Raw genomic sequence first — 14602 nt, forward strand, 5'->3', positions numbered from 1 at the left:
TGCTTCATTTTGAATGGAAGGCTGGATAGAGTGCGCCGGCTGCCGGAGCGGTCCCTGCCGTGGCGGCGTTTCCGCACCTGGAGCGTATTCCCGAAAAGTGGAAACCGGTTTTCGGATAAGAATACGCATCAAAACAACAAGCTAGAGCATTTCGGGCGATTCCGTAGTCGCATGAAATGCTCTAAAGGCCCAACACCATGCAGCCCGGTTCCCACGGCCCTCAAGTCCTTGCCACACGCCGGTTCGACGTCACCAACCGCGGCGTCGTCGCCATCGCCCTGCCGATGACGCTCGCCTATCTGTCGACGCCGCTGGTCGGACTGGTCGACACCGCGGTGATCGGCCGGCTCGGCATTGCCGCCCTGATGGGCGGCATCGCCATCGGCGCCGTCGTCTTCGACTTCATCTTCTCCATCTTCAATTTCCTGAGGAACGGCACCACGGGCCTGACCGCCCAGGCGCTCGGCGCCGGCGACGTCGTCGAGGAGCGGGCGGTGTTCCTGCGCTTCCTCGTCATCGCCCTCGGCCTCGGCATCGTCATCATCGTGCTGCGGGACCCGGTCGCCGATCTCGGTATCGCGGTCATGAGTCCCAGCGCGGAGGTCGCCGCGGCCGCGCGCCGCTACATCGACATCCGCATCTTCGCGACGCCCTTCGTGCTCGCCAACTACGCCATGCTCGGCTGGCTCCTCGGGCTCGGCCGCGCCCATGTCGCGCTCGTCCTGCAGGTCCTCCTCAACGGCCTCAATGTCGGCCTCAACCTCTTCTTCGTGCTCCTCCTCGACTGGAGCATCGAGGGCGTTGCGACCGCCTCGCTGATCGCCGAGACGGCGACCTTCTTTGCCGGCCTTGCGGTCGTCATGCGCGTCGCCCACGGCCGGCGCTGGCCGGCCTGGCGCATCGTCTTCAACGCAGAGAAGTTTCGCCGCATGACCGGCATCAACGGCGACATCATGGTGCGCTCCTTCGCGCTCCTCATCGCCTTCGGCTTCTTTACCAGGGAAAGCGCGCGCAGCGGCGACATCGTGCTCGCCACCAACGCGGTCCTGATGAACCTCTTCATCCTCGGCGGCTATTTCCTCGACGGCTTCGCGGCCGCCGCCGAACAGCTTGCCGGGCGCGCCGTCGGCGCGCGCTATCGCCCGGCCTTCGATGCCACCATCCGTCTGACCCTGATCTGGGGCGGAGCGCTGTCGCTCGGCCTGACCGCGATCTATTTTGCCGCCGGCCCGACGATCATCGATGCCATGACCACCAATGAAGAGGTCCGCGCGCTCGCCCGCGTCTACCTGCCCTGGGCGGCGCTGACCCCGGTGATGGCGGTGCTGGCGTTCCAGATGGACGGCGTCTTCATCGGCTCGACCTGGTCCGGCGACATGCGCAACATGATGCTCCTGTCGCTGGTCGCCTTCTTTGCGGTCTGGTGGGTGGCGATGCCGGTGTGGGGCGTCCACGGCCTGTGGCTGGCGCTCCTCGTCTTTCTGGCCCTTCGCGGCATCACGCTTTCCTGGCGCTGTCGCTCCAAGGCCGACGAGACATTTGGCACCGTGGCGCCGCAGACGCTGCGCGGCGCGTAGCAAACCTCAGAGGATTTTCAGGACATCCTCCGGCGGCCGGCCGAGCGCGGCCTTTTCACCCTTCAGCACCACGGGCCGTTCGATCAGCACCGGGTTTTCCGCCATCGCCGCAACGAGCTTGTCGTCGTCGGTAACGCCGGCAAGACCGAGCTCCTTGTAGCTTTTTTCCTTGGTGCGCATCAGCGCGCGGGCGTCGATCCCGAGCTTGTCGAGCACCGCCTTGATCTCGGCTTCAGACGGGGGCGTCTTCAGATATTCCACGATCTCCGGCTCCACCCCGTTGTCGCGCAGAAGCTGCAGCGCCTCACGCGACTTGGAGCAGCGCGGATTGTGCCAGATGGTAACGGTCATCGTTTTCTCCAAGTTTGCCTCAGGCACCATCGGCGCGGGACTTGGCTTCAAGCCCAACCAGGTCGGCGACCGAAGCCACATTGCGCCGGTCGAGTTCGGCGGACAGGTGCTTGAGGATGCGGCCGGGCAGCCCGAGGCCCTCATAGATATAGCCGGTATAGACCTGCACCAGAGTGGCGCCGGCAAGGATCTTGGCAAGCGCGGTCGGCCCCGATTCCACGCCGCCGACACCGATCAGCGGCAGCTCTGGCCCGACGGCGCAGCGCATGCGGGCAAGAAGTCGTGTCGACCGCTCGAACAGCGGTCGGCCGGAAACCCCGCCCGCCTCCTTTGCCGCAGGTCCGCTCACGCCGTCGCGCGACAGGGTCGTGTTGGAAATAATGACGCCGTCGACGGCAGAGCCCGTCACCGAGGCGACGATGTCCTCAAAGCCGGCATCGTCGAGGTCCGGCGCGATTTTGAGAAAGACCGGAACCTTCCGCCCGACCGCATCGGTCTTGGCGTCCCGTGCCGCCAGCACCTTCCCCAGCAGATCGTCGAGGGCGGCCCGCGCCTGCAGATCCCGGAGCCCCGGCGTGTTCGGCGAGGAAACGTTGACCGTGAAAAAAGAAGCGAGATCGGCGAAGGCATCGATGCCTTTGACGTAGTCCGCGGTGCGGTCCTCGGACTCCTTGTTGGCCCCGATATTGACGGCGACGATGCCGCCGCGCCGCTTGCGGTCGAGGAGCCGGGCGCGCATTGCCCGATGGCCCTCATTGTTGAAGCCGAAGCGGTTGACGACGGCCCGCTCAGACGGGATGCGAAACAGTCGCGGCTTCGGATTGCCCGGCTGCGGCTTCGGCGTCACCGTGCCGACCTCCACATGGCCGAAACCCTGGGCGAGCAGCGCATCGGGCACCACGGCGTTCTTGTCGAAGCCGGCCGCCATGCCGAGCGGATTGGGAAATTCCAGGTCGAAGAGTTTCACCTTCAGGCGGGGATCGGCATCGCCCCGGCACGACGGCATCAGGCCGGAGGCGAGCGCCTTGATGGCAAGGTTATGGGCGACCTCCGGATCGAGCTTGAAGAGCGCCGGCCGGAACAGGGAATAGAGGTCACTCACGGCATCAGCTCCGGAAAGACGAACCGGCCGTCGGCGTCGCGCTCCAGCGGTTGCACCCACATGACCGCCGACATCGGCAGCGTGCCGTAGAGATGGGGGAACAGCGCCCCGCCGCGCGAGGGCTCATAGCGCAGGGCATCGCCGAGCGCGTCGCCGTCGATGGCGATCAGCAAGAGGTCGTCGGCACCGGAAAAGTGCTTTTCAGCCGTTTCCGCCACCTGGTCGGCGGTTGAGAAATGGATGTAGCCGTCGGCATGGTCGACCGGCGCGCCGGTGAACGTTCCAGCCGCCTCGGCGGCGGCCCAGAGCGGTCTGTCGCAAATCTTGTAGATGATGGAGGGCATGTCGTCTCCGCGCCCTTGCCCGGGCGGTTTTCTTTGCAGGGCGGCCTGTCGCGACCGGACCCTAGCCCTCTCCGCCAGGGCCGACAAGCGCCGCGATCGGCCAATCCACCGGGGATAAAACACCCTTGAATTCTGCTGGACAGCACCGACCTCTAGGGATAAGTGCAGATTTCGAGGTTTTTTTTCCTGTCCCGCAGCGGCCGCGCGTTGCAGCGCCGGCGGAGGGGATAACAATGCTGTCGCATCAGGGGATCTGGTCCGCGATCGACCGGCTGGCAGCCCGCAACGGGCTTTCCACCTCCGGGCTCGCCAAGCTTGCCGGCCTCGATCCGACCACCTTCAACAAGTCCAAGAGGATCGCCCGCGACGGCCGCGAACGCTGGCCGTCGACGGAATCGCTTGCCAAGATCCTGGAGGCGACCGGCGACAGCCTCGACTGCCTGATCTCCCTGATGGAGCCCGCCGACGCCGACCGCCTGCCGCTCGCCCGCACGGTGCCGCTGCTCGGCATGTCGGAGGCCAGCCATGGCGGCTTCTTCGACGATGGCGGCCGTCCCACCGGCCATGGCTGGGACGAGGTCGCCTTCCCGAACATGCCGGAAAACGCCGTCTACGCGCTGGAGGTCTCCGGCGATGCCATGCTGCCGCTCTACCGCGACGGCGACGTCGTCATCGTCTCGCCGACCGACACCGTGCGCCGCGGCGACCGGGTCGTCGTCCGCACGCGGGACGGCGAGGTGCTCGCCCGCATCCTGCACCGGAAGACCCTGCGCACGGTGGAACTCCACGCCCTCGATGCCGGCGCCGCGCCCCAGGTGCTGAGGCTCAACGAGGTCGCCTGGATCGCCCGCATCGTCTGGGCGAGCCAGTAGCGCCCACATCACTTCGCCCTTGTCCGCCGGCCGGCGACGACCGATGATGGACGCCGGGGAGCGAGGGCGGCGGAGAGCGGACGGCACGTGCGATTTCTCGGATATCTGATTGTGGCGATCGGCGCGGTCGCCCTGTTCTGGCTGCTCGCCGGCCTCGACCTGCCGACGGAAGAGACGCCGGATGCAGTCGAGGTCACCGCCGTGACGGAGCCGGCACCGGCAGCCAAGGCAGACGCTCCCGAGGACGATGCGGCGGCGCCCGGGCCTTCGGACGACGCCTCGGTCGAACAGAACATCGCACCCGCACCCACTCACAGCGATACATCCCCATCGCCTGCCGCGTCGCAGCCTCAAGGCCGGATGGTCGAGCTGCCGCCGGCGCGCAACGTCACGCCGAAGGAGATGACGCAGGGGCCCGTGGCGGTCGGTCCGACCCTGCGGTTGCCCGGCCCGCCTCCCCCGCTGAAGCCGAAGCGCCCGAAGCGCTTCTTCCGGGTCGTCGTCAGCGATGCCGGCACCATCGATGCCGGCGACGTGACCATAAAGATCGCCGATGTGGAGACGCCGGAGCTGAACCGGATGTGCACGGACGCGAACGGCAAGGAGTGGCCCTGCGGCCTGATTGCACGCACGGCGCTGCGGCGCCTCATCCGCATCCGCGCCATCGAGTGCGCCCCGCCGGCGGCCGACGACGGCGCGACGATCACCACTGCCTGCAAGGTCGGCCCGCTCGACATCGCCACCTGGCTGGTCGGACGCGGCTGGGCGAAACCGACGGTCGACAATCCGCAACTCGTCAAGGCCCGCGACGCGGCGAAGGCGGCAAAGCGCGGGCTGTGGCGCTGACGGGTTAAGTGCCGGCGAGGTCCACCTGCGGCGCATCTGCGTCGGCATAGGTGACGGAGACGGTCGCCCCGGAAAACCGCTCGATGAGATCGGCCGCGTCAGCGACCGCCGCTTCGAGGTCACCTTCGCCGAGCGACTGGATGGTCAGCACCGCGCGGCGGCTTTCGGGCGTCACCAGCGAGCGCGCGTCCTGGCGCCAGTTCCAGCGCCGGCACAGCACCTTCTCGGCATCCGCATAGACCACCTCGCCGGGCTTCGGCGGCGCCTCGGTCACCCCGTCGACGCCGGCAGGCGCCATGTCCCGGAAACTGTCGTCGGGGCGGGAATGGCGAAAGGCGATGTCGCCCGCGACCTTGTCCAGATCGTCCGCCCCGGCCGGAAAGACATGGGAGAGCGAGATGGCGTTGTAGGCATCGACGAAGCCGTTGATGGTAACGAGGTCGCGCCCGGCAAGGACGTTCTTGACCAGCCGCTCGACCGAGGAGCGGTAGCTGGTCTGCTTGATGCCGAAGGCGCGGTAGGCCCGTCGCCAGACGGCAATGCCGGGGATTTCGGCAAGCGCCGTGTCGCCCCAGCGCTCCCGGCACGCGGCCATGCGCTCCGCGATGACAGCATCCAGCTCCGGCGGCCGCTCCGCCTTGATCTGAAGATCGTTGGCGATGAGGACGGCTACCCGAAAGGCCGGGAAATCGGAAATGATGTCGGTGATGTCGAGCTTCATGGCCCCGCTGATAGCCGATCCGCGCGCGCCATGCCACCGTCTCCCAAATGCGTCGCAAAGGCGGGCTGCATTCGTGAGGCGTTCGCGATATCGTCGCGCCGCCAGCCAAAAAGGACCCCGCCGATGAGCACCACCGACGCCCGTCCGGGCGAAATCGCCCTTGACTTCGACCCCGCCGAGCGCGCCACCGACGCCGGCCTCGTCTTCATCGGCCGCATCCGCACGCCCTGGGACGAGCGGTCCGACTGCCCGCGCAACACCCGCGAGGCTTTGGAGCGCGGCGCCATCGCAACGCTGGAGTTCGACAAGGCCTATCGCGAGGGCCTTACCGGCCTCGACAACACGACCCATCTCCACGTCGTCTACTGGATGCACCAGTCGCGCCGCGACCTCATCGTCCAGTGCCCGAACCACTCCAACGGCCCCAAGGGCGTCTTTGCGCTCCGCTCGCCCGTGCGGCCGAACCCGATCGCGCTCGCCGTCGCCGAGGTCGTCGGCATGGACCTTTCCGAGGGCCGCATCGCGGTGCGCGGCCTCGACTGCCTCGACGGCACCCCCCTCCTCGACATCAAGCCCTATTTCTCCGGCATCGACTCCCGCCCCGACGCCAAAGTGGGGTGGATGGACAAGAAGTAGGGCAAAGAACGAGGTCACCCGGATCGCAGCATGGCGAACCGCGTAACGGTCATGCAAAATGTCCGTTAACGAATCGGCGAGCCCTTGCGCGTAGGTTCGCTTTTTGTTCTAATCGTGCGGTATCTCCGTTGAGCATGGAAAGCCAGATGAAAGAGCAATCGATCGACACGATCCTCGGCTTTTCAAAATCCCTCGGCGGCAAGCGATTCCGCACCGTGCTGGCCGATCCGCCCTGGCGGTTCACCAACCGCACAGGCAAGGTCGCGCCCGAGCATCGCCGGCTGTCGCGCTACGACACCATGACCACCGACGAAATCTGCGCCCTGCCGGTGGCCGACATCGTCGAGCAGCCGGCCCATCTCTATCTCTGGGTCCCGAACGCGCTCCTTCCGGACGGCCTGCGCGTCCTGTCCGCATGGGGGTTCGAGTACAAGTCCAACATCGTCTGGCACAAGGTGCGCAAGGACGGCGGCTCGGACGGGCGCGGCGTCGGCTTTTATTTCCGCAACGTCACGGAGCTCCTGCTGTTCGGCGTGCGCGGCAAGAACGCCAGGACCGAGGCGCCCGGCCGCCGGCAGGTCAACTATGTCGCCTCGCGCAAGCGCGAGCACTCGCGCAAGCCCGACGAGCAGTATGAGATCATCGAAAGCTGTTCGAACGGACCGTATCTGGAACTCTTCGCCCGCGGCACCCGTCCCGGCTGGACCTATTGGGGCAACCAGGCGACTGACGAATACAAGCCGACCTGGAAGACCTACGCCTACAATTCCGCATCCGGGTCTGTCGACGCCGCGGAGTAGTCGAAGGTCACGACGTCGCTCGGAATGCCGATCAACACCAGCGGACAGGGATTGCCGACCCCGCGCAGGACACGGTCCTGCAGTTTCGCCCAGTGCGTCGTCGCCTCGCCGTATTTGTCGCTGGCAAAGACATCGACCCAGGCCTGCCGGAAATCGCCCATGCGCTCCGCCCGGGCCTCGATCATCGAGCGTTGTCGGCTTGTCGGCGTGTAGCCATAGGCATCGAGCGCCGCGATGTCGTCGACGTCGCAATCGTCCGCAAACCGGCGCAGCAGCGTGCGGATGTTCTCGTGCATCGATGTCCCGCGGGTAATGATGCCGCCGACGGAAACGGCCCCTTCGGCGTGCAGCCGCTTGAAATTCTCCAGGTCACGATCGAAGAACGGATCCTTGTTGTTCCATTCGATCTCGAGCGCAAAGACCGATTGGGCCTCGCCGAACGCCTTGACGTGATCGATCTCGTGCGACAGCGAGGCGACCTCTTTTTCCTCGGAGTCCTCGCCCCACTGCACGAGCTTGCGCACGCTGATGTTGCGCTTCTTCCAGCCACGGTCCGCCAGCGCGCGGCGGATGCGCTGGGTCCCGTGCGCCTCGCCGCCGCCACCGGCAACGAGTTCAAGGATCGGGATCGAAAGGCCGAGAAGAACGTCCTCGATATCCCGCTCCGCTGCCGCCATGTCCTGGGAGACGATTGCCTCGGCGTGGTGCAGCGCCAGGATGTCGAAGTTTCGGTCCCTCAGCCTTTCGAACATCGTCCCTACCGCGTCAGCGGCTTGTATTTCATGCGGTGCGGGTTGGCGGCGTCGGCGCCGAGGCGGCGGACCTTGTCGGCCTCGTAGTCCTCGAAGTTGCCCTCGAACCACTCCACATGGCTGTCGCCCTCGAAGGCGAGGATGTGCGTCGCGAGGCGGTCGAGGAACATGCGGTCATGCGAGATGATGACGGCGCAGCCGGCATAGTCCTCCAGCGCGTCTTCAAGGGCCGCAAGGGTTTCGGTGTCGAGGTCGTTGGTCGGCTCGTCGAGCAGCAGCACGTTGGAGCCTTCCTTCAGGAGCTTCGCCAGGTGCACCCGGTTGCGCTGGCCGCCGGAGAGCGAGCCGACCTTCTGCTGCTGGTCGCCGCCCTTGAAGTTGAAGGACGAGCAATAGGCCCGGGAATTGACCTCGCGCTTGCCGAGCAGGAGCACGTCGTTGCCGCCGGAGATCTCCTCCCAGACCGTCTTGCCCGCCGAAAGGTCGTCGCGCGACTGGTCCACATAGCCGAGCTTCACCGTCTCGCCGAGGGCGATTTCGCCGCTGTCCGGGGTTTCCTGGCCGGTGATCATGCGGAAGAGGGTCGTCTTGCCGGCGCCGTTCGGGCCGATGACGCCGACGATGCCGCCGGGCGGCAGTTCGAAGGAGAGATCGTCGATCAGCAGCCGGTCGCCATAGCCCTTCGAGACGCCCTGGACCGAGACGACGTTGTCGCCGAGCCGCGGCCCCGGCGGAATGACGATCTGCGCCGCGCCCGGCACCCGGGCCTCGTTGCGCTGCACCAGTTCGTCATAGGCGCGGATGCGGGCCTTGGACTTCGCCTGCCGCGCCTTCGGGCTGGCCGCGATCCACTCGCGCTCCCGGTCGATGGTGCGCTGGCGCGCCGCGTCCTCGCGCTGCTCCTGAGAGTAGCGCTTGGCCTTCTTGTCCAGATAGATCGAGTAGTTGCCCTCATAGGGAATGCCGCGGCCGCGATCGAGCTCCAGGATCCAGCCGGTGACGTTGTCGAGGAAGTAGCGGTCGTGGGTGACGATCAGCACCGAGCCCTTGTATTCGCGAAGGTGCCGCTCCAGCCAGGCGACGGTCTCCGCGTCCAGATGGTTGGTCGGCTCGTCGAGGAGCAGCAGGTCTGGTTCGGCAAGCAGCAGCTTGCACAGCGCCACACGGCGCCGCTCGCCGCCGGAAAGGCTTTCGATCTTCGCATCGTTCGGCGGACAGCACAGCGCATCCATCGCCATCTCGACCTGGGAATCGAGGTCCCACAGGTTCTGGGAATCGATGACGTCCTGCAGTTCCGCGCCCTCGGCCGCCGTCTCGTCGGAGTAGTTCATCATCAGCTCGTTGTAGCGGTCGAGGATCGCCTTCTTCTCCGCGACCCCCTCCATGACGTTGCCGATGACGTCCTTGTCCGCATCCAGTTGCGGCTCCTGCGGCAAATAGCCAACCGTCGCACCGTCCGCCACCCAGGCCTCGCCGGTGAACTCGGTGTCGAGCCCGGCCATGATTCGAAGCAGCGTCGACTTGCCCGAACCGTTGATGCCGAGCACGCCGATCTTGGCGTCGGGATAGAAAGACAAATTGATATTGTCGAGAACCTTCTTGCCGCCGGAATAGGTCTTCGACAGACCCTGCATATGATAGATGAATTGCCGCGCCATGATCGCGTCGCTCGCTCCGAAACCTGTTGGAAAATCTGCGTTCTTGTAGAGAAACATTGTCCGCCCGGCAATCGGGGGCAGAGGTTTTTTGCACGTCCCGGGCGCCGCGGGCAAAGGCCGGACACGTTCCAAAATTCGGATACGTCATTTCCATAGAAGGCGAAACGGTTTAGACTTTGTATTAAGGGGTTGCAGAAAAAGACCCTCGCGGAAACGCCGCTCCCGGTACCGATTGCGCCCCTTCGAACGACCGTATTCGTCTTCCTTCCTCGCGCGCCCCCCCGCGCAAAGACAATTGGTGGAGTAGGAGATGAGCGAGCTGTCGGACCTGTCCCGCCGGAATGACGTGCATGTCATGAAACCGGAAGGGACGGAGGCTTTGATTCGCGCCCTTATCGAGGACGGCTATGAGGTGATTGGCCCCAAGGTCATCGCCCAGGCCATGCTCTACGAGCCCTATGAGGCCGGCGAGACGCCGCCGGCCGGCTGGACCGACGAGCAGGACGGCGGGCGCTACCGGCTGATTGCCCGCGACGATCGCAAGCTGTTCGACTATGTGGTCGGCCCGCAGGGCTTCAAGCGCTACCTGTTCCCGCCGCGCGAGAAGCTGTGGAGCGCCAAACGCACGCCGGACGGCTTCGCCGTCGGCCGCGACGGTGCGCCGGCCAAGGCCTATGCCTTCTTCGGCGCCAGGGCCTGCGAGGTCGCGGCGATCGCCGTCCAGGACCGGGTCTTCGACAATGGCGAATTCGCCGATCCGACCTACAACGCCCGCCGCGCCAAGGCCTTCATCGTCTCCGTTGACTGCTCGCGGTCGGCCTCCACCTGCTTCTGCGATTCCATGGGCACGGGCCCGGCGCCGGAAGCCGGCTACGACATCCGCCTCAGCGAGATCTTCGAGGACGGCCACCATGTGCTGCTCGTCCGCTCCGGCAGCGAAGCGGGCGCCGCCATCCTTGAAAAGCTCGACCTGAAGAAGGCCAAGAAGGCGGACCTGGAAAAGGCCGACGCCAACAGCCGGCGCGCCGCGGAGATGCAGACAAGGGTGATGCCGGAGGACGCCCGCGAGGTGCTCGCCCGCAACATGAAGCACAGCCATTGGGTCGAAGTCGGCAAGCGGTGCCTCGGCTGCGGCAGTTGCACCATGGTCTGCCCGACCTGCTTCTGTGCGGCCATGGAGGACGTCACAGGGCTCGACCCGGACAGCGCGGAACGCTGGCGCCAATGGGACACCTGCTTCTCGGTCAATCACAGTTTCATCCACGGCGGCGCCATCCGCCAGGAAGCCTGGTCGCGCTACCGCCAGTGGATCACCCACAAGCTGTCGTTCTGGCACGAGCAGTTCGGCCAGTCCGGCTGCGTCGGCTGCGGCCGCTGCATCACCTGGTGTCCGGTCGCCATCGACATCGTGGAAGAAACCCGGACCATTCGCGACAGCGAGAAAACGGAGGCGCTTCATGGTTGATCAACGCGACATGGCATCGATCATCGGCGAGGTCGGCTTTTTCGACGGCCTCCCCCCCGACACCCTGGAGCTGCTCGCCGGCTGCGCCAAGAACGTGCGCTTCAACGCCGGCGACTACATCTACCGCGAGGGCCAGGCGGCCGACACCTTCTACATCATCCGCCACGGCTCGGTCGCCGTGCAGCTCCATGTCCCCGGCCGCCGGCCGCTGGTCATCGAATCCCTGACCACCAACGAGGTGCTCGGCTGGTCGTGGATCGTCGCGCCCTACCGCTGGTCGTTCGACGCCCAGTGCGTGACGCTCGTGCGCGCGCTCGCCTTCGACGCCACCTGCCTGCGCACCAAGATGGAGACCGACTGCGCGGTCGGCTACGAGATGCTCCGCCGCTTCGTCACGGTGATGTCGCAGCGCCTGCGCGGCACCCGCATCCGCCTTGCCGACATGTACGCACCGACGGTCAACGCCGCGGACTAGACCCTGAGGGGAGGTCGCCCATGAACGTCCATCCCGGAACCGCCAAGCCGGTCGAGGATCCGATGCTGCCGCTGACCTATGAGGTGGTCGGCATCAAGAAAGAGCTTCCCGACACGGTCACGCTCGATCTGCGCGCGCCAAACGGCATGCCGTTCGAGTTCGAGCCGGGCCAGTTCAACATGCTCTACGCCTTCGGCGTCGGCGAGATCCCGATCTCGATCTCCGGCGACACCTCCGATCCGATGCAGCTCGTCCACACCATCCGCGTCGTCGGCAAGGTCTCCCAGGCCTTCGCCAAGCTGAAGGAAGGCGACAGCATCGGCGTGCGCGGGCCCTATGGCGTCGGCTGGCCGGTCAACAACATCAAGGGCAGCGACGTGGTCATCGTCGGCGGCGGCCTCGGCCTCGCCCCCCTGCGCCCGGCGATCTATTCGGTGCTGGCCAATCGCGGCCAGTTCGGCAACGTCGTCATCCTCTACGGCGCCCGCACCCCGAACGACCTCCTGTTCGAGGAACAGCTCCACGAATGGCGCGGCCGCTTCGACCTCCATCTCGACGTCATCGTCGACCGGGCCGAGGCCGGCTGGCCGGGCCGCGTCGGCGTCGTCACCCAGCTCATCGACAATGCCGTGTTCGACCCGGAGGAGACGGCGGCCTTCGTCTGCGGCCCCGAGATCATGATGCGCTACGCGGTCCAGGCGCTCGCCGACCGTGGCGTCGACACCAAGAATGTCTACGTCTCCATGGAGCGCAACATGCATTGCGCGCTGGGCTTCTGCGGCCACTGCCAGTTCGGCGGTACCTTCGTGTGCCGTGACGGGCCGGTCTTTGCCTACGACACCATCTCCGAACTCTTCACCACCCGGGAGGCCTGACATGGCGGACAAACCGAGACTGGCGGTCTGGAAGTTCTCCTCCTGCGACGGATGCCAGCTCAGCCTGCTCGACTGCGAGGACGAACTCCTGGCCGTCGCCGGCGCCGTGGAGATCGCCTATTTCCTGGAGGCGACCCGCACCCCGCCTGAGGGGCCCTACGACATCTCGCTGGTCGAGGGCTCGATCACGACGCCGGCCGATTCGGTGCGCATTGCCGAAATCCGGCGCCAGTCGAAGACGGTCATCAGCATCGGCGCCTGCGCCACCTCCGGCGGCTTCCAGGCCCTGCGCAATATCGGCGACTACGACGAGATCGTGCGCAACGTCTACGCCCATCCCGAATATATCGATGCGCTGAAGACCTCGACGCCGATCAGCAGCCGCATCCATGTGGATTTCGAGCTGCGCGGCTGCCCGGTCAACAAGCACCAACTCCTGGAGGTGGTCGCCGCCAGCCTTGCCGGGCGCCGGCCGAACGTGCCGAACTATTCCCAATGCGTGGAATGCAAGCGCTCCGGCATCGTCTGCGTCATGGTCGCCCACGGCACGCCGTGCCTCGGCCCGGTGACCCAGGCCGGCTGCGGGAGCCTCTGCACCAGTTGCGACCGCGGCTGCTACGGCTGCTTCGGCCCCAAGGAGGAGGCCAACACGCGCAGCCTCGGCAAACGCATTTCGGAAGATTTCGGCGTCGGCCACCGGGCGACGGCCGACATGTTCAGGACCTTCAACGCAGGCGCGGAACCGTTCCGCAGGGAGGCGCTTCGCCATGACGAGCACTGATCAGACCCTGCCGGAAGGCATCCAGGCCCAGAACCGCACCATCGTCGTCGACGAGCTGGCCCGCGTGGAAGGCGAAGGCGCCCTCGACGTCAAGGTCGAGGACGGCGTCATCACCAACATCAAGTTCCGCATCGTCGAGCCGCCGCGCTTCTTCGAGGCACTCCTGCGCGGCCGCATGTATTCCGACGCCCCCGACGTCACCGCCCGCATCTGCGGCATCTGCCCGATCGCCTATATGCTCGGCGCCATCAACGCCATGGAGGACGCCTTCGACATCGTCCCGCCCGCCCAGATCAAGCGGCTCCGCCGGCTGATCTATTGCGGCGAGTGGATCGAGAGCCACGTGCTCCATTCGGCGATGCTGCACGCGCCGGATTTCTTGGGCCTTGCCGATGCGTTCCTGATCGCCAAGGTCAATCCGGACCTCGTCAAGACGGCGCTTCGCCTGAAGAAGCTCGGCAACACCATCCTGGAAGTGGTCGGCGGCCGCGCCGTCCATCCGGTCAACCTCAAGGTCGGCGGCTTTTACCGCACGCCGCGCAAGGCCGACGTCAAGGCGCTTGAAGGCGAGCTGGAATGGGCCATCGGCGCCTCGGTCGAACTGCTTGAGGCCTTCGCCGGCTTCGACTATCCGGATTTCGAGCAGGACTATCTGTGCGTCTCCATGCGCCACCCGGACGAATACGCGATCCAGGAAGGCAACCTCGTCTCCAGTCGCGGGCTCGACATCCGCGTCGCCGACTTCCCGAAACACTTCTACGAGGAGCATGTCGAGCACTCCAACGCCCTGCACGGGCGCACGCGCGAGGGCGAGCCTTACCTGGTCGGCCCGATCGCCCGCTACAACAACAACTACGAGCAGCTCTCCCCCTACGCCAAGGAGATGGCGGAAAAGGTCGGGCTGCCGCGCGTCGTCAGGAACCCCTACCAGAGCATCCTGGTGCGCATGGTCGAGACGCTTTACGTCTGCGAGGAAGCCCTTGCGATCGTCCGCGAATACGAGGAGCCGGCCGCGCCCTCCGTGCCGGTCGACATCCATGCCGGAGCGGGCGCCGGCGCGGGCGTCACCGAGGCGCCGCGCGGCATCTGCTGGCACCACTACAGCCTCAACGATGCCGGCCGCATCCTCAACGCCACCATCGTGCCGCCCACGGCCCAGAACCAGCCGCAGATCGAGGACGACCTGCGCGGCGTCGTGCAGGGCAACCTCGACCTTGACGACGAGGCGCTGAAATGGCGCTGCGAGCAGACGATCCGCAACTACGATCCCTGCATCTCCTGCGCCACCCACTTCCTGAAGCTGCGCATTGACCGCGGCTGACGGCAGGGAAAGTCGACGACTGACGA

16 protein-coding genes are annotated in these 14602 nt (G+C 66.1%); 10 read left to right on the plus strand and 6 right to left on the minus strand.

The annotated features are described in order from the left end of the window. Positions 1-197: 197 nt before the first annotated feature. Positions 198-1577 carry an MATE family efflux transporter gene (locus M2319_RS07080; protein ID WP_264600742.1) on the plus strand — a complete coding sequence of 460 codons (1380 nt, stop codon included), beginning with the start codon at positions 198-200 and terminating at the stop codon, positions 1575-1577. Positions 1578-1583: 6 nt separating this feature from the next. Here M2319_RS07080 and arsC read toward each other — a convergent pair whose 3' ends face one another. Genes arsC through M2319_RS07095 form a run of 3 tightly spaced genes read right to left on the minus strand, consistent with a single transcriptional unit; the run spans position 1584 to position 3374 of the window. Then, positions 1584-1928: an arsenate reductase (glutaredoxin) gene (gene arsC, locus M2319_RS07085; RefSeq protein WP_264600743.1), complete on the minus strand. Its 345-nt coding sequence runs from the start codon at positions 1926-1928 to the stop codon at positions 1584-1586. 19 nt (positions 1929-1947) lie between these two features. Beyond that, the gene (locus M2319_RS07090) at positions 1948-3030 is read right to left on the minus strand and encodes a quinone-dependent dihydroorotate dehydrogenase (protein WP_264600744.1); all 1083 of its coding nucleotides are present in this window, start codon (positions 3028-3030) and stop codon (positions 1948-1950) included. Next, on the minus strand, positions 3027-3374 hold the full coding sequence (locus M2319_RS07095; protein ID WP_264600745.1) for a DUF952 domain-containing protein: 348 nt from the start codon (positions 3372-3374) through the stop codon (positions 3027-3029). Before M2319_RS07095 ends, M2319_RS07090 begins: the two co-directional genes overlap by 4 nt. A gap of 233 nt (positions 3375-3607) precedes the next feature. Here M2319_RS07095 and M2319_RS07100 point away from each other — a divergent pair, with 233 nt between their 5' ends. Next, entirely contained in the window at positions 3608-4246 is a 639-nt protein-coding gene (locus M2319_RS07100; protein ID WP_264600746.1) for a S24 family peptidase, read from the plus strand. An 87-nt stretch (positions 4247-4333) separates the two neighbouring features. Beyond that, positions 4334-5092: a thermonuclease family protein gene (locus M2319_RS07105; protein WP_264600747.1), complete on the plus strand. Its 759-nt coding sequence runs from the start codon at positions 4334-4336 to the stop codon at positions 5090-5092. A gap of 4 nt (positions 5093-5096) precedes the next feature. Here M2319_RS07105 and M2319_RS07110 read toward each other — a convergent pair whose 3' ends face one another. Beyond that, positions 5097-5813 carry a B3/B4 domain-containing protein gene (locus M2319_RS07110; RefSeq protein WP_264600748.1) on the minus strand — a complete coding sequence of 239 codons (717 nt, stop codon included), beginning with the start codon at positions 5811-5813 and terminating at the stop codon, positions 5097-5099. Between the two features lie 123 nt (positions 5814-5936). Here M2319_RS07110 and tsaA point away from each other — a divergent pair, with 123 nt between their 5' ends. Continuing rightward, positions 5937-6449, plus strand: a complete 513-nt coding sequence (gene tsaA, locus M2319_RS07115) for a tRNA (N6-threonylcarbamoyladenosine(37)-N6)-methyltransferase TrmO (RefSeq protein WP_264600749.1) — start codon at positions 5937-5939, stop codon at positions 6447-6449. 146 nt (positions 6450-6595) lie between these two features. Next, a complete protein-coding gene (locus tag M2319_RS07120; protein WP_264600750.1) occupies positions 6596-7249 on the plus strand; it encodes an MT-A70 family methyltransferase in 654 nt (217 codons plus the stop codon). Here M2319_RS07120 and M2319_RS07125 read toward each other — a convergent pair. Both M2319_RS07125 and ettA read right to left on the minus strand, forming a co-directional pair. Then, entirely contained in the window at positions 7210-8001 is a 792-nt protein-coding gene (locus tag M2319_RS07125; protein WP_264600751.1) for a BglII/BstYI family type II restriction endonuclease, read from the minus strand. The genes M2319_RS07120 and M2319_RS07125 overlap by 40 nt on opposite strands. A 5-nt stretch (positions 8002-8006) precedes the next feature. Continuing rightward, positions 8007-9659, minus strand: coding sequence for an energy-dependent translational throttle protein EttA (gene ettA / locus M2319_RS07130; protein ID WP_264600752.1), 1653 nt, complete (start codon positions 9657-9659; stop codon positions 8007-8009). A 310-nt stretch (positions 9660-9969) separates the two neighbouring features. Here ettA and M2319_RS07135 point away from each other — a divergent pair, with 310 nt between their 5' ends. The 5 genes from M2319_RS07135 to M2319_RS07155 are packed head-to-tail and all read left to right on the plus strand — an operon-like array spanning position 9970 to position 14576. Continuing rightward, positions 9970-11124 (plus strand): 4Fe-4S dicluster domain-containing protein, encoded by a 1155-nt coding sequence (locus tag M2319_RS07135; protein WP_264600753.1) that lies wholly within the window; start codon positions 9970-9972, stop codon positions 11122-11124. Next, positions 11117-11599, plus strand: coding sequence for a cyclic nucleotide-binding domain-containing protein (locus M2319_RS07140; protein ID WP_264600754.1), 483 nt, complete (start codon positions 11117-11119; stop codon positions 11597-11599). Before M2319_RS07135 ends, M2319_RS07140 begins: the two co-directional genes overlap by 8 nt. 20 nt (positions 11600-11619) lie before the next feature. Continuing rightward, positions 11620-12474, plus strand: coding sequence for an FAD/NAD(P)-binding protein (locus M2319_RS07145; RefSeq protein ID WP_264600755.1), 855 nt, complete (start codon positions 11620-11622; stop codon positions 12472-12474). Position 12475: 1 nt separating this feature from the next. Next, entirely contained in the window at positions 12476-13255 is a 780-nt protein-coding gene (locus M2319_RS07150) for an NADH-quinone oxidoreductase subunit B family protein (protein ID WP_264600756.1), read from the plus strand. Beyond that, a complete protein-coding gene (locus tag M2319_RS07155) occupies positions 13242-14576 on the plus strand; it encodes a Ni/Fe hydrogenase subunit alpha (RefSeq protein WP_264600757.1) in 1335 nt (444 codons plus the stop codon). The genes M2319_RS07150 and M2319_RS07155 overlap by 14 nt, the downstream gene beginning before the upstream one ends. Positions 14577-14602 lie beyond the last annotated feature (26 nt).

It is taken from the genome of Rhodobium gokarnense (genome assembly GCF_025961475.1).
Lineage (GTDB): Bacteria > Pseudomonadota > Alphaproteobacteria > Rhizobiales > Rhodobiaceae > Rhodobium > Rhodobium gokarnense.